Origin of the sequence: Streptococcus suis (assembly GCA_002831545.1) — a bacterium.
GTDB lineage: Bacteria > Bacillota > Bacilli > Lactobacillales > Streptococcaceae > Streptococcus > Streptococcus suis_P.
Map to the genome: position 1 here is coordinate 772,850 of CP025095.1, position 20,228 is coordinate 793,077.

Consider the following 20,228-nt stretch of genomic DNA (forward strand, 5'->3'; position numbering starts at 1 on the left):
GACCGTAAATTTGAATGAATATGACATTTCTTCCTGAAGCAAATTTGTGCTATAATAGAGGGGATTGAAAAAGGAGAAGTTTATGTTTTATTCTTATCTACGAACACTATTAACTTTCTTGTTGTGGGCCATCAATGGCAATATTCATTATCATGATAGGGAGAAGATTTTACCTCAGGAGGAAAATTATATTCTCATCTCCCCGCATAAAACCTTCTGGGATCCAGTCTTTCTTGGCTACGCTGCTGCTCCCAAGCAGTTCATCTTTATGGCCAAAAAAGAACTCTTCAAGGACCGTGGGTTTGGCTGGTGGATTTCAAAATGTGGAGCATTTCCAATTGACCGTGACAATCCTGGCATGGCAGCCATCAAGTATCCTGTCAACATGTTGAAAAAAAGTGACCGCTCACTTGTCATGTTTCCTTCAGGAAGTCGTCATTCATCTGAGCTAAAAGGTGGTGTGGCGGTCATTGCCAAGTCAGCCAAGGTCAAACTCATGCCAGCTACCTATGTGGGTCCCATGACCATCAAAGGGCTCTTAGCTGGTGAGCGAATCGATGTGGCTTTTGGAAATCCTATCGATGTTTCGGACATCAAGCGTATGGATGATGCAGGTACGGCAGAAGTGACCCGTCGAATCGAAGCTGAGTTCAAACGCTTAGATGACCATGCGGCATCTTTCCAATCCAAGAAAAAACCAAATATCTTGACTTATATCTATCGTATCCCAGTTCTTTTGCTGGTTGCTCTTATCTTGGGATTGACCTATGCCTTTAGCTATATCGCCAGCTTTTTCTGGCAACCAAGCACGCAGTTGGATAAAAAATAATATGATGAAACTCGTAAATTTGCGAGTTTTTTTGTTTCTTTTACGAACTATATAGGTGGAGGTAATTTATGGATACGATTAAAACTTATATAGAAATGCTGAAAGAATACAAGTGGCAGATTGCCCTGCCCGCAGTGGCTGGCTTGCTAATGGCGACGTTCTTAATCTTCAGTCAACCAGCCAAGTCTGATCAGACAGGACTGACAGATTTTCCACAGCTAGAGCAAACTTCTAGCAGCTCTGAGTTGGTCGAGGAAACCAGTGCAGAAGCAAGCGAAGAGCCCAGCCAGCTGGTCGTTGATGTCAAAGGAGCGGTAGTAAAGCCAGGACTCTACACTTTAGAAGCTGAAGCGCGTGTTAATGACGCAGTTGAAGCAGCTGGCGGCTTGACCAGTCAGGCAGATCCCAAGTCTGTCAATCTAGCTCAGAAGCTGAGCGACGAGGCGGTCGTCTATGTGGCCAGCAAGGACGAAAACATCTCGGTGGTGGCCAGCACGACTACCAGCTCTGCTATGTCCCAAGAAGAAAAAAACACTAATCTAGTTAATCTCAACACGGCGACCGAGGCGGACCTACAGACTATTTCGGGCATCGGTTCCAAGCGAGCGGCGGACATTATCGCCTATCGTGAGGCCAACGGTGGCTTCAAGTCGGTGGATGACCTCAACAATGTTTCGGGCATCGGCGACAAGACCATGGAAAGCATTCGGCCTTATGTCACGGTCGATTAAGCTCCCCTGCCAGCCCATCCATCTGGCAGTCTTGGCGGTGGCAGCTTATTTTGCAGTCCACTCTTTTTCCCTCTTGACAATGGGCCTGTTGAGTTTCTTACTAGTTGTCTTTGGGTTTCGGCAAGGTAAGGCAGTTTTTCTCAAAACGCTGCCGCTTCTAGCCCTGTGCGGTTTGTTTTTCGGCTACCAAAAGGTCCAATGGGAGCGAGCAGATCAGTCAGCCTCAGAGCAAGTCACCACTGTGCAGGTCATTCCAGATACCATTGAAGTCAACGGGGACAGCCTGTCCTTTCGCGGTCGGGCTGACGGACAAACCTATCAGGTGTTTTACAAATTAGCCAGTCAGGAGGAACAGGCCTATTTTCAAAAGTTGACAGATTTGGTCCAGCTTGAAGTGGAAGCAGAGGTCAGCCTGCCAGCAGGTCAGCGGAATTTCAACGGTTTTGACTATCAGGCCTATCTGAAAACACAGGGCATCTATCGGACAGTTAAGATTTCTGCGATAAAGAAGATTGTCCCTGTCCAGTCGTGGAATATTTTTGACTGGCTATCAAGCTGGCGGAGGCAGGCTTTGGTTTATATCAAAACCAATTTTCCGGCTCCCATGAGCCACTACATGACAGGGCTCTTGTTTGGGGAGCTGGATAGTGATTTCGACCAGATGAGCGACCTCTATTCTAGTCTGGGCATCATTCATCTCTTTGCCCTGTCTGGCATGCAGGTGGGCTTTTTCATCGACAAGTTTCGCTGGATGTTGTTGCGTTTGGGCTTGACCAAGGAAACGGTAGATAAGCTGCAAATTCCCTTTTCTCTTGTCTATGCTGGTTTGACAGGTTTTTCCGTGTCGGTGGTGCGGTCCTTGGTCCAAAAAATTCTGGGTAATCTGGGCTTGCGGAAGTTGGATAACTTTGCGGTGACAGTCTTTGTCTGTCTGCTGATACTACCCCGATTTTTGCTGACAGCAGGAGGAGTGCTGACTTTTACCTATGCTTTTTTGCTGACGGTTTTTGATTTTGAAGACTTGGGGCAGGTCAAAAAGGCTGCGGTGGAAAGTCTCAGTATTTCACTTGGGATTTTGCCAGTGCTCATGACCTATTTCTATGCCTTTCAGCCTTTGTCTATCCTCTTGACCTTTGCCTTTTCTTTTGTCTTTGATGTCCTGCTTTTGCCAGGTTTGTCAGTTATTTTTCTCTTGTCACCTCTGGTCAAGATGACTTGGGTCAACGGATTTTTTGTCTTTATGGAGAAAATCATTGTCTGGGTGGCTGATTTGGGATTGCGGCCTTGGATACTGGGCAAGCCGTCTGGGGTAATTCTTGTTCTCTTGCTAGTCTGTCTCTTCTTACTTTATGATTTCCACAGGAAAAAGAACTGGCTCCTAGGTCTGAGCCTGGTCCTCGCTCTGCTATTTTTCATAACCAAACACCCGCTGGAAAACGAGGTGACGGTGGTGGATATCGGGCAGGGGGATAGCATCTTTTTGCGGGATATGCGGGGGCGGACGGTCCTGATTGATGTGGGCGGTCGGGTCGATTTTGCGGCCAAGGAGGAGTGGCAGGAGCGGTCTTCGCAGGCAAATGCAGAGCGGACTTTGATTCCCTATCTGCATAGTCGGGGTGTGGACAGGATTGATAGTTTGGTCCTGACCCATACCGATGCAGACCATGTGGGCGATGTGCTGGAGGTGGCGAAGCAGGTCCAGATTGGTCGGATTTACGTGTCGCCGGGAAGCCTGACGGTGCCTGACTTTGTAGCCACGTTGAAAGAAATCAATGTTCCTGTTCATGTGGTGGCGGTGGGCGACCGCTTGCCGATTTTTGACTCCTATCTGGAAGTCCTCTATCCAGACGGTACGGGCGACGGTGGCAATAATGACTCTATTGTCCTTTACGGTCGCTTGCTGAAAACTAATTTTCTCTTTACAGGGGACTTGGAGCAAGGGGAGCTGGACTTGATTAAAACCTATCCCAACCTGCCTGTCGATGTTTTGAAAGCTGGTCACCATGGCTCCCAGGGTTCCTCCTATCCTGAGTTTCTAGACCATATCGGAGCCAATATTTCCCTGGTATCAGCAGGAGAAAACAACCGCTATAAGCATCCTCACCAAGAAACCTTGGACCGCTTTGACAGTCGAAATATCCAAGTCTATCGCACCGACCAGCAAGGAGCTATCCGTTTCCGAGGTTGGAAAGAGTGGACGATTGAGACGGTGAGGGAGTGATGGTTTTAAAAAAGGGCCCTATAATCTCTCTGGTGGATTTACCCACTGCAGAAATTATAGTGCCCATTAGGGGAGTTGGATAGCCTCAGCTTTTTAGCAAGTTATTCATGTATGTAGTTTATTCTAGTTGGTACTCGTTTCTTATCTCCACAAAGTTCTTTGGAGAGGAGGTGAGAAGACGACATTACAGTCTCTCAGGATAGATTTGGTTGATTTCCCAAAAGTCCCTTCAGAAGGAGTTGATCGCTTCTGAGAAGTAATCTTATATTGAATCACCCCAAAAGTTAGATAGAAATATCTAACTTTTTTGGGGTAGTATATATCATTTACTTTTCCTTTTTAGTTTTGAGAAGAGACAAGATAGCCCAACCAAGTCCTAAAGATACTAGGAAAATGTATCCCAATCTAGATAGGAAGTTTTCTTTTTGCTCACCAGTTTTTGGTAATAGTGCGCCATTGGTTTGTTGAAGCTGGCTCGGAGAAACGATAGCATCATGTTGTCTATTCGACAGATATTCTATCGATTTTGGTGTCTCTGCGAGCTTCATTGGAGTAGGGATTGCTTCATTAGTTGGCAATGTTGGTGGCAAAATCGGTACAAGATTTGGAGTATCTGGTTTTTCTTCCTTGTTTGGGAGGTTATCGGTACTGCGACTTCCGATTTTGATAACTTGTTCAATCGGCTCAAGGAGGATGGTATCAGAAATAATTTCTTCATTGTTTCTTCCAACGACCGCTCCATTTATGAGAGCAATAATTTGTCGTTGACCGTCTTTTCCTTGTACAAGGATAATTTCTTCTCCCTGTTTCAACTGATTATCCACGATGTATTTCGTTTGGAAAGGAATTGGTATGATTGTTGTACTCCATTTGAGTTCAGGTTTTATGTGTTGTTCAGGAGCAGTTTCGGGAACTTTTATTTCTAAAGTTCCGATTTTCACGACATGCTCAACTGGTTCGATTGTTTCCGTTACGGTGTTCGCAGTAATGTTTCCAGTTTTGGTATCCAGTGTGTAGGTCGTAGTGATGGTTTCCTTGCCTTCTTTCCCTTGAGTGACGGTCTCTATGTGTCCTTTTGGCAATTCAGGGTCTTCTACGGTAGTTGTCTTGTATTTCAAGACGTTGGTTACAACAACTGGTTTTGTACCGACAGCGACAATTTCGTTTTGTGGTTTTTCAAGGACTTCTCTTACCGGTTCAGAACCTTCTGTCTCAGTAATTTTTGCCTTTCCAAGTTTTCCGCCAGAGATGGTTTCTTTTTCCCCGGCTGTTCTGTTTTCGTCAGCTTGGTAGATAACTGTAAACGGAATCTCTTCGAATCGAACTGTTGTTTGAGGGGAAGATTTGGTTCCGATTTTCACGACATGCTCAACTGGTTCGATTGTTTCCGTTACGGTGTTCGCAGTAATGTTTCCAGTTTTGGTATCCAGTGTGTAGGTCGTAGTGATGGTTTCCTTGCCTTCTTTCCCTTGAGTGACGGTCTCTATGTGTCCTTTTGGCAATTCAGGGTCTTCTACGGTAGTTGTCTTGTATTTCAAGACGTTGGTTACAACAACTGGTTTTGTACCGACAACGACAATTTCGTTTTGCGGTTTTTCGATACTTTCTCTTACCGGCTCAGAACCTTCTGTTTCAGTAATTTTATCTTTTCCAAGTTTTCCGCTAGAGATGGTTTCTTTTTCCCCAGCTGTTCTGTTTTCGTCAGCTTGGTAGATAACTGTAAACGGAATCTCTTCGAATCGAACTGTTGATTGAGGGGAAGATTTGGTTCCGATTTTCACGACATGCTCAACTGGCTCGATTGTTTCCGTTACGGTGTTCGCAGTAATGTTTCCAGTTTTGGTATCCAGTGTGTAGGTCGTAGTGATGGTTTCCTTGCCTTCTTTCCCTTGAGTGACGGTCTCTATGTGTCCTTTTGGCAATTCAGGGTCTTCTACGGTAGTTGTCTTGTATTTCAAGACGTTGGTTACAACAACTGGTTTTGTACCGACAGCGACAATTTCGTTTTGTGGTTTTTCAAGGACTTCTCTTACCGGTTCAGAACCTTCTGTCTCAGTAATTTTTGCCTTTCCAAGTTTTCCGCTAGAGATAGTTTCTTTTTCCCCAGCCGTTCTGTTTTCATCGGCTTGATAGATAACTGTAAACGGAACATCTTCAAAACGAACTGTTGTTTGAGGGGAAGATTTGGTTCCGATTTTCACAACTTTTTCGACTGGTTCAATTGTTTCCGTTACGGTGTTCGCAGTAATGTTTCCAGTTTTGGTATCCAGTGTGTAGGTTGTAGTAATGATTTCCTTGCCTTCTTTACCTTGAGTGACGGTCTCTGTGTGTCCTTTTGGCAATTCAGGGTCTTCTACGGTAGTTGTCTTGTATTTCAAGATGTTGGTTACAACAACTGGTTTTGTACCGACAGCGACAATTTCGTTTTGTGGTTTTTCAAGGACTTCTCTTACTGGCTCAGAACCTTCTGTCTCAGTAATTTTTACCTTTCCAAGTTTTCCGCTAGAGATGGTTTCTTTTTCCCCAGCCGTTCTGTTTTCGTCGGCTTGATAGATAGTTGTAAATGGAATCTCTTCAAAACGAACGGTTGTTTGAGGGGAAGATTTGGTTCCGATTTTCACAACTTTTTCGACTGGTTCAATTGTTTCCGTTACGGTGTTCGCAGTAATGTTTCCAGTTTTGGTATCCATTGTGTAGGTTGTAGTAATGATTTCCTTGCCTTCTTTACCTTGAGTGACGGTCTCCGTGTGTCCTTTTGGCAATTCAGGGTCTTCTACGGTAGTTGTCTTGTATTTCAAGATGTTGCTTACAACAACTGGTTTTGTACCGACAGCGACAATTTCGTTTTGTGGTTTTTCAAGGACTTCTCTTACTGGCTCAGAACCTTCTGTCTCAGTAATTTTTGCCTTTCCAAGTTTTCCGCTAGAGATAGTTTCTTTTTCCCCAGCCGTTCTGTTTTCATCGGCTTGATAGATAGTTGTAAATGGAACATCTTCAAAACGAACGGTTGTTTGAGGTGAAGATTCGTAGCGCCAGTAACCTGTATAGAAATGCTGTTTAGCAGTACTTTCAGAATCAAGTTCCCATCTGTCAAAGACCCATCTTCCATCCCCATCTACAACTATTTCAGTAATCGCTTCTGGTTGTGGAATCGCTTGATTAGGACTTTCCTTATCTTCTGGCAATAAATCTTCGACTTCACTTGGCAATATCTTATCAAGTTCTACGGATTCAAAATAATATCCTGCTGAGTAAGGCTGATGATAGATGTAATTTCCGTCTTTGTCCATTTTAAGTATTTCATCCAGCGGTATTAGCTTGACTGAAAGGCCACTTTGTTTAGAAGCAATAGTGACAAATGTCTTACCGTCTGATTCAGAGAAATTCATATCTTTGCGTTTAAACTGGATAGTCGCTTGTCCGTCTAAATCTTGTAAGGCTAATTGTCCCTTATCTGTGAATCCTAATATTCCATCTCCTTTAAGTGATTGGAAACGAGCTTCTAAATCTCCCAAATTTATTTGGCTACCAGTTTCTACTGTTAATGCCTGTTGGATTGGATTGAGTGATTGGCTGTTTAGGGAGATAAAGGAATTGTTTTTTACTATGAGATTTGAGATGTTTTTTAACTCTACATTACTTGCTTTGCTATTATTAAAAATAAGGGTTACCTGATTGGTTTCAGGTGCTTGGAATTTATTGACCTGATTACTTTCGGAAGTGATTGTAACAGGAGAAGGTGTAGTCACTTCGACACCGTTTTTAATTTGTGTACCATTTGCAATCGCAATATCTGCGGCATTTTGGACGGTCATCTTATCGAAAACAGTTTCATTTGTATTTAAAATTTTCAAACTGGATTCACGCTTATCAGTTGTATCTGCTGATGAACCTATGATAAGACTAGGGCGTTTATCAGTTTGACGATTGGATATAAGAGTGGATACATGATCCATTGTCACTTGACCATCTATGTAGATGTTTCCAGGGACATTGCTTTCTGTTAAAGCATGAATACTTAAATTACGTAGGGTAACGTTATTTGAAATTTGAATACTCTCATTAAAAATAATCGCATTTTCACTGCTATCACTCTCAATGGTAACTGCTTTATTGATGACGAGTGGAGTTCGCTCGGTGGCATTGCCGACCAGTTTGATGATAGTACCATCTGTAGCTTTCTGCAAGGCTTCAGCCAAACTTCCCATAGGGGTATCTTCTGTCAGTCCTTGTCCGTTTCCGCCATTTTTTACATAGATAATGTCAGATTGTTTTGGTGCTTCAAAGATACTAGTTTCTAGATTGTTAAACTGTAGAGCTTTGTTTAGAATATCTAATTTAACTTTACGGACATTAGTTGCTAACCGAGCAACTGAAGCATTTTGAGCTGCTTGGTCTAGCTGCGATTGGGTAATAGTGGAACGACTGTTAAGAAGACTGTTAACTGAATTTCGATAGGTGGTTAATACTGCTAAGTCAGCTTTTATAGCTGTTTCTAACGCTTTCTCCAATTGGCTAGTTTGCCACAATTGATTAACCGGTTCCTTATCTTCTAACCGTTTGTATTGTGTTTTTTTGAAACTAGCCCAATCTGAATATTCGTTTCCTAGGATTGCTTTAAAAGCTTCTGAGTCGCTATTGTATCTGTTACTAATGTAACTTATAAAGGCATCCCAGCCTTTCCATGCCAATATTTCATATGCATGTCGCTTGAAAGAGATATCTCCAACGGTATTATTGCCACTTGGAGCCTCTGAAGCACCGTAGAAGCTTTCTAGAAGTGGGACATGATCATATTGGTTATGACTTAATTCTGTTAGAATAGGGGAAATTCCACGAGGGATAAACTGACCACTGACTGCATCTTGGTCAACCAAATCATTGATACTGCTAGGTTTAGTAAGTGGAGCAGCTGTTAAATACCCAAACGGGATAAAGGCATCATTGGTAGAAGGGAGACTGGTGGTTGTCGTGCTAGTGTTAGAAGTGGTATTGCGAGGTACTTGGACGACCTTATTGAAATAAGTAGCTAATTCATTCTCTGCTAGGGATTTTAAAGCAACCCTTGCTTCGACTGCTTCTAAATAAGCAATTAAATCGACCAGGTTTTTGGTATAATTGGCCAACTCTTCTGTAGAAGTTTGAGGTGTTAATGCTTGAGTACGATTAGAACTTTCAGCAATAGTGAGAGCGGTATTCAAATTAAAGACAGGTTTGTACTCACCAGGAACACCGTTTTGTGTGTTATCGATGACTTCAAATAAACCTCTTGCATACACTTCAGGTCCTTGACCAGCTCGTCGACCTTCTTTTCGATAAGTTCCACCGAACAACCTAGCCTCATCGTTTGTATGAGTCATTTCGTGAGTGAACAGTGCGACACCTGAAAGGTTACTGTGCATAAAGCGTGTCTCGTAGGCTTTAATCATATTTTCACCGTTTGCAACACCTCCTAGTCCAACTCCTGAACGAACATAATTTTCCCAGAGATTCATTGGAGAGAAGAAGTTGAGTACCGCAGAATGTGCAGAAGTGCCTTCGTTAGGTGACCAAGTGTGTGCTTTGGTGGTCTCGTTATAGACATTCATCGTATCGACTGCTAGTGTAAATGGAATAGTTGTACTATCTTTTTTAGCAGAGTTAAGGAAAGTCAACCAATTTTCTTGGTAGGTAAGGATTTTTTCGAAGAAAGTAGATGTAGGTTGTTGTACCCCACGTTCCTTGCTGTAGTTTTTCAACTCAGGGTACAGGTCTGTATACGAATCTAAAAGTCCAAGAGTCAAACTATTGCTAGTACCCGCAACGTAAATTCCTCTTCCTTGTGAGAGGATAGGGAGAATGTAATCTGGCTTATTTGTTTTCAATAAGTCAAATATGGAAATATTTGGGCTAGTTCCAATCAGTGCCTGAGATTGTTCTGTAAAGTAGCTATTGACATCTTTACCTTTTGATTGAGAAATTTTTTCAACCAATTCAGCCGTAGAATTAGTACCGGTATATTGGCTAATTAGGCGTTCCTTGAACTGATTCTGATTGAGATTTAAAGCAAGCGATCGTTTATCTGTAATACGCCCACCATAAGCCATCAATCGGTCATAGGCACTTGTTTGGTCTGCTTGGATATTACCAATTGTGTGGGGAGTAAAGACAAGAGTTTGTGGTAAATCTTTTTCAAAGGAGTATTGCTGCTGGAGGTATAGGACACCACGATACAGTTGACTAAGATTATTTTTTAGAGTTTCAACTGTAAGTCCTGATTTTTCCGTAAGTAGCTGACCATTGTTATATGCAAGTAGTTGTTGGAAAGTGTTTTTCGCCTCAGGCGCAAGAGCTTCAATACTTGCATCTTCGTAGAGGTTTTTGTTCGCTTCAATCAGTGCTAATTTTCTTGCTTCTTCTACTTTTTCAGAATCAGAGAGATTTTTGTATTTTTCATCAGCCTTCACTTTTTTGATGAGTGGAACCAAATATTTCATTGTATCAGAGGTATTTAAACTCTCTTTAGGTTTCACAACATCTAGTAAAGCTACTTTATCAGCGCTAGTTTCAAAGTTTGTGAGAATGAGGTTGTTAAGAGTTTGTTTCTCTTCAGCGTTTAGAGATGCTATCGTTTTAGACTGAGGGATGCTTCCTTTTTCGATTGCTTGGATTGCAGTATCATCAGTGGAAACAGCTGTTGTTGGGGCTGTATTTGTATTTGCTGCTGTGCGAAGTGCAGTACTTCCTTCGATTGTACCAGCCGGCTCTTCTGAAAGGCTGGTTTCATTTGTTTCTGATTCAGTGGATAGTTCAGGAGTAGAAATAGTAGATGGCTTACTCGCTGTTTCCACAGTTTCGAGGGAGGCACTTGTTTGTGAACTGTCTTCAGTATCAGAAGAGCTTGAAGGGGCTACCTCATTTTTACTGTCATTAGTGTTGCTGACAAGAGGGGCTACTTCAGGTTGTTCTTCTCTAGTCTTGTTTAATGCAGGATCTTCGTCGGTGTTTCCTGTATCTTGTTCCGCTTTTTCATTCACTAACGTTTCAACTGAATCTGCAGTTTCACTTCCGTCAGCTTCTACCTTGTCAGTTACAAAAGCTACAGTATCCTTTTCATCAGCTGCAACTGTAATACTTGCTTGAGCAAGAAAAGTAAAACCGATGCAAATAGAGACAACACCGATTGATAATTTTTTTATTGTAAATCGCTGTTTCCGTTCCATATTATTTCCCCTTTTCTAGTTTATGTTACATTACTTAAAGTGTAGCAAAAATATAGCACTTTCGCAAATAGAACACCTTGAGGAAACTGCCTTCTAGCGGTTGCTACTTCATTTTTATTTGTTGTGAAAGAATGGTATAATAAATGAAATAACATATTTGCAATAAGGGCTATATACTTAGTGATTTTGGAGATAATTAGAGGTAATAATGCTAGTAATTGAACAGATTGAAAAATTAAAAAAAGAGAAGTTAGGTTCCTTGACCGTTCTATGCGGTGAGGATGTTGGACAATATCAGATTGCAAAGGATCTATTGTTGCGACAGATTGATTTCGATCCTGCAGACCTTAGTTTTGCCTATTTTGACATGTCAGAAGCTGATTATAGTCAGGTGGATTTGGATTTGGTTTCTCTCCCATTTTTTTCAGACGAAAAAGTTGTCATACTGGATTATTTTTCTGATTTGACCACAGACAAGAAGCGGCATTTGACGGACGATGAGCTTAAACAGTTTGAGGCTTATTTGGAAAATCCTGTCGAAACAACACGTTTGATTATCCTAGCTCCAGGAAAGTTAGATAGCAAACGACGCCTGGTTAAACTCCTCAAGCGAGATGGACTAGTATTAGAAGCAAATCCTCTGAAGGAGATGGATTTGAAAAATCATTTCCAAAAGGAGATAATGTGTCTTGGATTGCAGATGGGAGGAGAGGTTTTTCAATATCTCCTTGTTAAGTCTAATTTTGAGTTTGCTGAAATCAGTAAGAACCTAGCTTTTCTTCAATCTTATAAGGGACAAGAGTTGATTACCATGGCAGATATTGATGCTGCTATTCCAAAGACCTTACAAGATAATATTTTTGACCTGACACAAATGGTACTCCAGTCCAAAATGGATGAGGCACGTCAACTGGTGCGCGATTTACGATTACAGGGTGAAGACGAAATCAAACTAATCGCCATTATGTTGACCCAATTTCGGACGTATTTGCAGGTTCAAATGCTTCAAGAACAGGGCAAGAGTGAGTCGCAAATGGTGGCAGAATTGTCAGAAATCATGGGAAGGAAAGTTAATCCTTATCAGATCAAATTTGCCCTGCGTGATTCACGCCATCTGTCCATTGGATTTTTGAAAAAAGTTGTTCGATTATTGATAGAAACAGATTATCAAATCAAGACAGGACGGTTTGATAAGGATTACTTGTTTGAACTTACATTGTTAAAAATTGCAACGAGTTAAGTGTCTGATTAGTAGTTTCAGACAAATAAATTGAAAAGGCTCTCACATTGGAGTAGAATAGAACTATCACTTAGTATAGGAGAAAACGAAAATGGCAATTATTTTACCAGACCTTCCATACGCATACGATGCCTTGGAACCACATATTGATGCAGAAACAATGACCCTGCACCATGACAAGCACCATGCAACTTATGTTGCAAATGCTAATGCAGCCCTTGAAAAACACCCAGAAATCGGTGAAGACTTGGTAGCACTTTTGTCAGATGTGGAGCAAATTCCAGCTGATATCCGTCAAGCCCTTATCAACAACGGTGGCGGTCACCTTAACCATGCACTTTTCTGGGAATTACTTTCACCTGAAAAAACAGACATTTCAGCAGAATTGGCAGCCGATATTGATGCGACCTTTGGTTCATTTGATGCCTTCAAAGATGCCTTCACAACTGCAGCAACAACTCGCTTCGGTTCAGGCTGGGCTTTCTTGGTTGTCAACAAAGAAGGCAAGTTAGAAGTTATCTCAACTGCTAACCAAGACACACCAATCATGCAAGGTTTGAAACCAATCTTGGCATTGGATGTTTGGGAACATGCTTATTACCTCAACTACCGTAACGTCCGTCCAAACTACATCAAAGCCTTCTTTGAAGTAATCAACTGGGACAAGGTTAACGAACTTTATAAAGCAACTAAATAAGAACAGTTCTCTTCCGTTTGGAAGAGATTTTTTAGTTGCGAAGAGTATTTTGGAGAGAACTGTGTATGGGAAGAGGGATGATTTTTCGTATTATGGATAAAAACAACAAGATATTTTCAGAAAAATGATGTAAAAGTAAGAATAAACGAATATTTTTATAATTTTTTGTTATAAATGACTGATTTGATATTGAAAAGCCGTAAAAAAAGGATTATTATAGATATGTCAATATGAAAAAAATAGAAGGAGCATTGTTTTGCTTATGAAAAAGAATATTCGGTTGAAAAGCAGTGTACTAGCTCTTGTAGCTGGTTTTAGTGTCATTACAACACAGGCTGTTTTAGCAGATGAATTAGCTGTCCAAATTATGGGAGTTAATGATTTCCATGGTGCGCTTGATACGACAGGGACAGCGCGATTGGAAGGGGAAACAGTTCGGAATGCAGGAACTGCCGCCTTACTTGATGCTTACATGGATGATTCGCAAGCAGAATTTGAAGAAACAGCAGCAGAAACAGAAACACCTGCAGAGTCTATCCGTGTTCAAGCCGGAGATATGGTTGGTGCAAGTCCATCGAATTCTGGACTTTTACAAGATGAACCAACTGTAAAAGTCTTTAACAAAATGGATGTTGAATACGGTACTTTGGGGAACCATGAATTTGATGAGGGACTTGATGAGTATAACCGTATCATGACTGGTGAGGCTCCAAAAGAAGGTCAGTTTAATGAGATTGTAGATAATTATACTCATGAAGCAGCCAAACAGGAGATTGTTATCGCTAACGTTATTGACAAAGAGACGGGTGAAATTCCGTATGGCTGGAAACCGTATGCTATTAAGACTATTCCTGTAAATGATAAAGAAGCAAATATTGGCTTCATTGGTGTAGTTACGACAGAAATTCCTAATCTTGTTTTGAAGAAAAACTATGAGCAGTACACTTTTTTGAATGAGGCAGAGACGATTGCAAAATATGCGCGTGAGTTAGCTGAAAAGGGTGTAAATGCGATAGTTGTACTGGCTCACGTCCCAGCTACAAGCAAGGATGGTGTGGCTGCTGGTGAAGCTGCAGATATGATTGCTAAGCTAAATGAAATCTATCCTGAACACTCAGTTGACCTTGTGTTTGCCGGTCACAACCATGTCTATACAAACGGTACAACAGGCAAAACCTTGATTGTACAAGCTACCTCACAAGGCAAGGCTTATGCAGATGTTAGGGCTGTTTATGATACAGATATTGCCGACTTTAAAGATGTTCCGACTGCGAAAATTATTGCAGTGGCACCAGGGCAGAAAACACCAAGTCCAGAAATTCAGGCGATTGTAGACGAAGCAAATACCATTGTTAAAAAAGTAACAGAGCAAAAAATTGGTACGGCTAGTCAAGCGACAGATATTTCTCGCGAGGTAAATGAATTTAAAGAAAGTGCTGTGGGCAATTTAGTAACATCGGCTCAATTAGCTATTGCTAAGAAATCAGGTTATGATGTTGACTTTGCAATGACCAACAATGGCGGGATTCGGGCAGATTTGAAGGTCCAAGAGGATGGAACAGTTACTTGGGGAGCAGCACAAGCTGTTCAACCATTTGGGAATATCCTACAAGTCGTTCAAATGACAGGTGAGCAGATTTATACAGCCTTAAATCAACAATACGATGAAGGCGAAAAATATTTCCTTCAAATGTCTGGAATTAAATATATCTACACGAAAGCAGATAATCCAACGGAAGAAAATCCATACAAGGTTGTTAAAGCCTTCAAAGAAGATGGAACAGAGATTGTTCCGACAGAAACCTATACACTTGTCATCAATGACTTCCTATTTGGCGGTGGGGATGGCTTCTCGATTTTCAAAGAAGCTAAACTGATTGGCGCTATCAATCCAGATACAGAAGTATTTGTTGAGTATTTGACTGATCTAGAAAAAGCAGGTCAAACCATTAGTGCAACTATTACAGGCAGAAAAGCATTTGTAGAGGAGTACGTAGAAGAAGCAAAAGCAGAAGAAAAAGGAGATGCTGCTGGGACAACTACCGATACGAAAACACCTGAAAAAGCAAACGACGGTGGCGATAGTGTAGCAAATCAGAAAGCAAACGAGCAACCGGCACCATCTGGAAGTATGGCCCCTATTTCAAATAAGAAAACTGAAAAAGCATCAGGAAATCAAACACTTCCAAATACCGGTCAAGAAGCCCTAGGCTCCCTTCTTATTAGCTTGGGTGGCTTAGTTTCACTCGGAATGGCTGTCTCAATGAGACGTAAGGAAGGGGAATAGGAAACAAGCATAAAAACGACAAACTTTCGAAGTACATTCTAGAATTACTTCTTTTGGAGATTATCATGAGAGAAATACATAAAAACAATTGTGTTTCATCTTAGAGTAGGTTCTGCTTTTTGTAAAAATTTGAAAAAAACTTATATAACCTTGCTCTTGCAATCTGCTCTCTTCTAGTGTACAATAGAGAAGCAGACTTCCCTTAGTTAAATGGATATAACAAATTCCTCCTAAGAATTAGTTGCAGGTTCGATTCCTGCAGGGGAGATGAAAATACAGTAAAAACCCTTGATACACAAGGGTTTTTAACTTTCTCGCCCCAAATCCGCCCCAAATTTTTCCATTAAATTTCTGACTTTGGCGAATGATTCTTCTTGTTTTGCCTTGAATAAGTGCGAATATGTTTTCAATGTTTCGGTCGCATCCTTGTGTCCTACTAACTTGGCAATGGTCACAACGTCCACGTCATGATAGATTAGCCAGCTAACGTAGGTATGACGTAAGCCGTGTACATTAAATGTTTGACGTGTCTTTTTCTTTAAAATTTTATTTTCGCCAGTCCCCGTCAATTTGGTAAACAATCTTTTATCTGGATTGTCTATATATCCAACTTTCATGTACTCGTCGTATGCTTTCAGCCACTCACTGTCAAATGGCACATCTCGTTCTGATTGCGGATTCTTAGTAGGTCCCCAACCTTTCTTCTTTCCGTAAACCTTGTAAGTCCTGCGGATTCGTAAACACATATTTTCGCGGTCAACGATAGGCTCTGTAATGCCCGCTGCTTCCGAGAAACGAAGTCCAGTTTTTCCGATAGTGTACAGGAAGAAGTGGGACTGGTACTTGATTGTCTTTCGATAATCTGTGATTAATTGTTCGTATTCATCAAGTTCCAGGTACTTATCCTCCTCTTTCTTGGATTCGACATCGGAGAAAATCTTGACAATTTCGGTAAAATCTTTTTTTAAAATTCCTTGGTGGAGAGCGACTTTAATCGCTGCCCTTATATGCGAGTTGAACCTTTTGACACTATCTTTCACATAACGTTTCGCTAATTCGTTTATAATATTTTGATAGGAAGTAGCGTTTATTCTCGAGAGTTTCGTTTCATGGAAGTATCTAGTAATTAGCTTAAGGGTGTATTCATACTTGCCAAACGTTTCTGGTCCGACATGAGGCTTCTTGTGGATAAGCATCCACTTTTCAAAGTATTCCGCAAGGGTAATGTTCTTATCTTCCGCAACGCCATTGGACAGCTCGATTTCTGCCTGTGAGGCGGCTTGAACAGCCTCTGTCTTGGTTCTGTACCCTGACTTTGATTTTTGCTTGTATGAGCCATCAGGGGCTTTATAAGAGATACGGTATTCCCAACCGTTATCTCTTTTTCTAAAGTATGCCATTGATTTCCCCTTTCAAATCTGATAAAATGGGTATAGTAAAGAGACCTACTGCAAAGCAGGTTTTTACTATACGGAATTACCCTACACTCAAGCTTTGGTCGGCGGAGAGTGTGGGGATTTTTTTGTTATTCGATATCTAATTGCAAGACTTCTTTGATTTTTGCTTTTAACTTGTCCAAATCTGTCTGGTCGAGTTGGTAGGCTGGTTTGTAGATTTTCTGGAATAGTGCCTTTCCTGATTTGTCAGTGAGGGGAACTCCAGAGGAGTCTACTTGCTTTTTGGTCTTGTAGATGATTTTGCGTTTGTCAATTTCTTGTATTTTTCGGACATAGGCGTAGGCTTTGGGTTTTGATGGTGTGTCTTGGTACTTAGTATTATCCAGCGTGATACCACCACGGTATTTTTTACCTGCTTTTTTGCCTGTTAATGGTACAACCAAGAGTGTGCCGTCTGTTTTATCTGGCGATGTCAGAATGATAGCGTAGTGCTTGCCGTAAAATTCATTTCCGCCTTTTTGTGTGAAATTGACAAGGTAGACTTCTCCTTGTTGGAATGCCATGGTAACTCCTTGATAAAAAAATAAGGTGCACTTAGAAAAGTACACCAGACTGTTTGTCCTTGACGAACAAGGCTTTATAAATAAATATCGTATCCTTGACGAACAAGGCTTTTGACTAACCTCATTATACCAAAATGAGTGAAATAGTCAAGGATATTTATTTCTGGTGTTGAATTTACCTCTCCCTATACACCTCCACAACCTCGCCGATGGTAAGGAGAGTGTGGGGATTTTTTATTTGTTCAAAATTAAAGGAATGAGTATTCCTAAAATAGCAACTGCTGTTCCTATAGACCATAAAATAAGCTCTCGCTTATCTTTACGAGCTTGTTCTAGAGATTCTATTTTTTCATTGGCTAACTCAACTTTAAGATTAGCAAATAAATTCTCTAACTTATTTTCAAAATTATCAAATTTTAAATCTACTTGTTTGGTCAATGCATCAAATTTTAAATCCGATTTTTCCGAGCTATGCTGAATATCAGTGCTGATTTTATCGAACTTCAAATCAATTTCAGATTTTGTGTATGTTTCTTGCGGCATAATAGAATCCTCCTGTTGTTTTCTTGATTCTATTATATCATGTGTAGTCTGTACTGGTACAGATAAGTTGTTCGGATTGGTTATTTTCATTGGGATTACTTTTTCGAGTGTCATTATTTCGCTTTCTCCTCGAACGTGATGTATGTACTATAGGTATCCAAGATTCTTTCCATATTGTCTAAAGCTCGTAATTCAAGAACTATCATTAACTCTCCTTCCTGATCGATTGGAAAGATTGTTGAGAAGGTTCCGAATGCAAGCCCATAGCCGTCTTGGTATTTTATCATGTCGCCGGACTGGACGTTGAGAGTGACATTGTTCAGCAGGTGCAATTCTTCAGGTTTGTTGCCAGCAATGTAATATAGTACAATCACGTAGTCTTTATTGGGTACGAGGTTAAAAAAGAATACTTTAAAAGTTACCCCAAAATCTACTGGAAATTTTGATATATCGTAAGCGACACCAAGCGGTGTATTAGCATCATCGCTATGATACAGTTTCACATCTTGAATTTTTTCAATAAAATTCTTTCTTCATGACATTTTTATTCCTTGCGTTATTGTCAAATCAAATTATTATATTCCTCAATCACCATGGTCTCGTTGACTGTGGTTTTTAAGTCGTATTTTTCCATAAAGCGAACGTAATTAAATTCTTTGACATCGTCCATCAAGGCCAATTCTTCTTTGACCAGGTAATGGATCATATTCCTATCTGCTTGTAATTCATACTGTTCACGTCTACGGTCATATTGTGACGGATCATGACTTTGATGTCCAATTTCATGGTAGATGGTTTTCTTTTTTTCGATTTCATCAAGATATGTATCGACTGCAATCAAGTTGTGCTTTTTGTTATAGATACCCTTATTATCTGTATCCCTACCGTCAAAATAGACCAAATCAATACCACGTTCAGCGCATACTGATTCTGGTGTCATCATAGGCAAAACTCCTTATTTTCTATTTTTAATGCGAGTTTCTAGGATAGATGCAATTAAATCCAAATCTTCTTCATTGAGTTCGTGTCCATCATAAAAGAAACTTTCTGCTGCATCTTTTTTTAGATCTATTTCTGACAGACTTTCATCGGATGCAATCCGAGGATTATCTGTCCTACCTAATAGGTAATCAGTGGATACGTTGAAGTAATTAGCTATTTCAGCCAATCGTTCGGCGTTGGGAGCTTTTGTTTTTAAAGTATAGAAATAATTTGTACTATATCCTAGATTTTCTTCTAACTTCGCTAATGAAATCCCCCTCTTTTTAGCAAGTTCTTTTATTTTTTCTAGTGTTGAAAACATTGTTAAATCAACCTTTCTAAGAGATTGACAAAAAATATTCCAAAAATCTAGAAAAAAGTATTGACTTATTCTAGAAAAAAGTATAGAATAGTTTTTGTAAGATGATTGAGTTAGAAAAAAACGAAGTCAAAAACATTCTAAAAAATTAAATAACACGGTCGCTAAACTGTATTTATAAATGATTAGAAATGTTCTAAACGTTGTTTTTATTATGCCTTGATTATAGACTTTATTCTAGAGTTTGTCAAGAAATTATATAAAATTTTCTAACTCTTTCGCTTACAAGCCCTTTGACAACTGAATAGAAACGTGGTAAGATATAGGGGAAAATAAGTGTTTCGATAAACCATCGGACAAAGAAAGCCCCCTGCTAACTTCCACATAAGCAGGGGGCTTTTTGACACTATCAATCTTCGTCTAGCCATTTTTCAATGACAAGTAGAAGGATACCGACCACTAACGGGCCGATGATAGATGAAATAAGTGTTTCTACCATTGGACTTCTCACCTCCCTTCGAGGCGGTATCGTCAGTGCCAATTTATATTATATCACGTTTCTATCAGTTCGATAGGGGCGTTTTTTTGTCTTATAGGAAAAATAAAAAACGTACTCTATCTGCTTCATAGAGTACGCTACGGAAATTGATCTGCTCAGGCCAGAAGCAGTGGCACACGATACTTGACGAGTATCCGCACCTCGCACTGCTATCGGTTAGAAATATTTTTTCTTTTAAGTCATTTCTGTTTGAGTCTGATATCGTCGACTATACCGGTAGAAGGTGACTGGCTTCTACAAATGAAAACATATTCCTACTGAGACACAGTATACCTCAAAAACTCTGACAAAGAATATCACTCCTTTCGAGTTTATGATTAATTACATTATATAAAATGTAAGAAAATTTGTAAAGGGTTTCACTGTGAAAATACTTGAGCGGACACGATTTCCTTTGATTTTTATTATTCATTATAACTTACAAGAAAGGAGAAATTATATGCCAAATGTGGACGGCGGTCGTCAAAAAGTATTGGAATACTTAAAAGACAACAATCTCACAATTACAACGTTAGCGGTGCAATACAGCATGGCTCGTCAGGATGTCACTAATATCTTGAATGGTAAACTAAAAAATCCACAAGCAAATCGTTTTATTGCTCGTGTGATTGAAGATTTTAAGATTCGGTAGGTTCATAAAACTACCCAACTAACAAACT

Annotated in this window: 15 protein-coding genes and 1 tRNA gene; 8 read left to right on the forward strand and 8 right to left on the reverse strand. The window is 40.4% G+C overall.

What is annotated here, in order from left to right; all coding sequences use genetic code 11:
• Positions 1-82 precede the first annotated feature (82 nt).
• The 3 genes from CWM22_03845 (at position 83) to CWM22_03855 (ending at position 3,781) form a co-directional block, all read left to right on the forward strand.
• Complete coding sequence (locus CWM22_03845) at positions 83-829, forward strand: 1-acyl-sn-glycerol-3-phosphate acyltransferase (GenBank protein AUC91103.1); 747 nt, start codon at positions 83-85, stop codon at positions 827-829.
• A gap of 68 nt (positions 830-897) precedes the next feature.
• Positions 898-1,560: a competence protein gene (locus CWM22_03850; protein ID AUC91104.1), complete on the forward strand. Its 663-nt coding sequence runs from the start codon at positions 898-900 to the stop codon at positions 1,558-1,560.
• Positions 1,544-3,781 carry a DNA internalization-related competence protein ComEC/Rec2 gene (locus CWM22_03855; protein ID AUC91105.1) on the forward strand — a complete coding sequence of 746 codons (2,238 nt, stop codon included), beginning with the start codon at positions 1,544-1,546 and terminating at the stop codon, positions 3,779-3,781. The genes CWM22_03850 and CWM22_03855 overlap by 17 nt, the downstream gene beginning before the upstream one ends.
• 326 nt (positions 3,782-4,107) lie before the next feature.
• Here CWM22_03855 and CWM22_03860 read toward each other — a convergent pair whose 3' ends face one another.
• Positions 4,108-10,983 (reverse strand): hypothetical protein, encoded by a 6,876-nt coding sequence (locus CWM22_03860; protein ID AUC91106.1) that lies wholly within the window; start codon positions 10,981-10,983, stop codon positions 4,108-4,110.
• 208 nt (positions 10,984-11,191) lie between these two features.
• Here CWM22_03860 and CWM22_03865 point away from each other — a divergent pair, with 208 nt between their 5' ends.
• From CWM22_03865 to CWM22_03880, 4 genes are all read left to right on the forward strand, one after another.
• On the forward strand, positions 11,192-12,223 hold the full coding sequence (locus CWM22_03865; GenBank protein ID AUC91107.1) for a DNA polymerase III subunit delta: 1,032 nt from the start codon (positions 11,192-11,194) through the stop codon (positions 12,221-12,223).
• A 91-nt stretch (positions 12,224-12,314) separates the two neighbouring features.
• Positions 12,315-12,920 carry a superoxide dismutase gene (locus CWM22_03870; GenBank protein ID AUC91108.1) on the forward strand — a complete coding sequence of 202 codons (606 nt, stop codon included), beginning with the start codon at positions 12,315-12,317 and terminating at the stop codon, positions 12,918-12,920.
• Between the two features lie 262 nt (positions 12,921-13,182).
• Positions 13,183-15,207 (forward strand): bifunctional metallophosphatase/5'-nucleotidase, encoded by a 2,025-nt coding sequence (locus CWM22_03875; GenBank protein ID AUC91109.1) that lies wholly within the window; start codon positions 13,183-13,185, stop codon positions 15,205-15,207.
• A gap of 196 nt (positions 15,208-15,403) precedes the next feature.
• Positions 15,404-15,475: transfer RNA gene (locus tag CWM22_03880), tRNA-Arg, on the forward strand.
• Between the two features lie 37 nt (positions 15,476-15,512).
• On the opposite strand, the gene CWM22_03885 is transcribed toward CWM22_03880, so the two are convergent.
• The 7 genes from CWM22_03885 to CWM22_03915 form a co-directional block, all read right to left on the reverse strand.
• Positions 15,513-16,607, reverse strand: coding sequence for a site-specific integrase (locus tag CWM22_03885; GenBank protein AUC91110.1), 1,095 nt, complete (start codon positions 16,605-16,607; stop codon positions 15,513-15,515).
• 125 nt (positions 16,608-16,732) lie between these two features.
• The gene (locus CWM22_03890) at positions 16,733-17,167 is read right to left on the reverse strand and encodes a transcriptional regulator (GenBank protein ID AUC91111.1); all 435 of its coding nucleotides are present in this window, start codon (positions 17,165-17,167) and stop codon (positions 16,733-16,735) included.
• Positions 17,168-17,401: 234 nt separating this feature from the next.
• The gene (locus tag CWM22_03895) at positions 17,402-17,710 is read right to left on the reverse strand and encodes a hypothetical protein (protein ID AUC92836.1); all 309 of its coding nucleotides are present in this window, start codon (positions 17,708-17,710) and stop codon (positions 17,402-17,404) included.
• A 113-nt stretch (positions 17,711-17,823) separates the two neighbouring features.
• On the reverse strand, positions 17,824-18,213 hold the full coding sequence (locus CWM22_03900) for a hypothetical protein (GenBank protein AUC91112.1): 390 nt from the start codon (positions 18,211-18,213) through the stop codon (positions 17,824-17,826).
• A gap of 59 nt (positions 18,214-18,272) precedes the next feature.
• Positions 18,273-18,653 carry an ImmA/IrrE family metallo-endopeptidase gene (locus tag CWM22_03905; GenBank protein AUC91113.1) on the reverse strand — a complete coding sequence of 127 codons (381 nt, stop codon included), beginning with the start codon at positions 18,651-18,653 and terminating at the stop codon, positions 18,273-18,275.
• Positions 18,654-18,665: 12 nt separating this feature from the next.
• On the reverse strand, positions 18,666-19,013 hold the full coding sequence (locus tag CWM22_03910) for an XRE family transcriptional regulator (protein AUC91114.1): 348 nt from the start codon (positions 19,011-19,013) through the stop codon (positions 18,666-18,668).
• 406 nt (positions 19,014-19,419) lie between these two features.
• Positions 19,420-19,509, reverse strand: coding sequence for a type I addiction module toxin, Fst family (locus tag CWM22_03915; protein AUC91115.1), 90 nt, complete (start codon positions 19,507-19,509; stop codon positions 19,420-19,422).
• A gap of 499 nt (positions 19,510-20,008) precedes the next feature.
• Here CWM22_03915 and CWM22_03920 point away from each other — a divergent pair, with 499 nt between their 5' ends.
• A complete protein-coding gene (locus CWM22_03920) occupies positions 20,009-20,200 on the forward strand; it encodes a hypothetical protein (protein AUC91116.1) in 192 nt (63 codons plus the stop codon).
• Positions 20,201-20,228 lie beyond the last annotated feature (28 nt).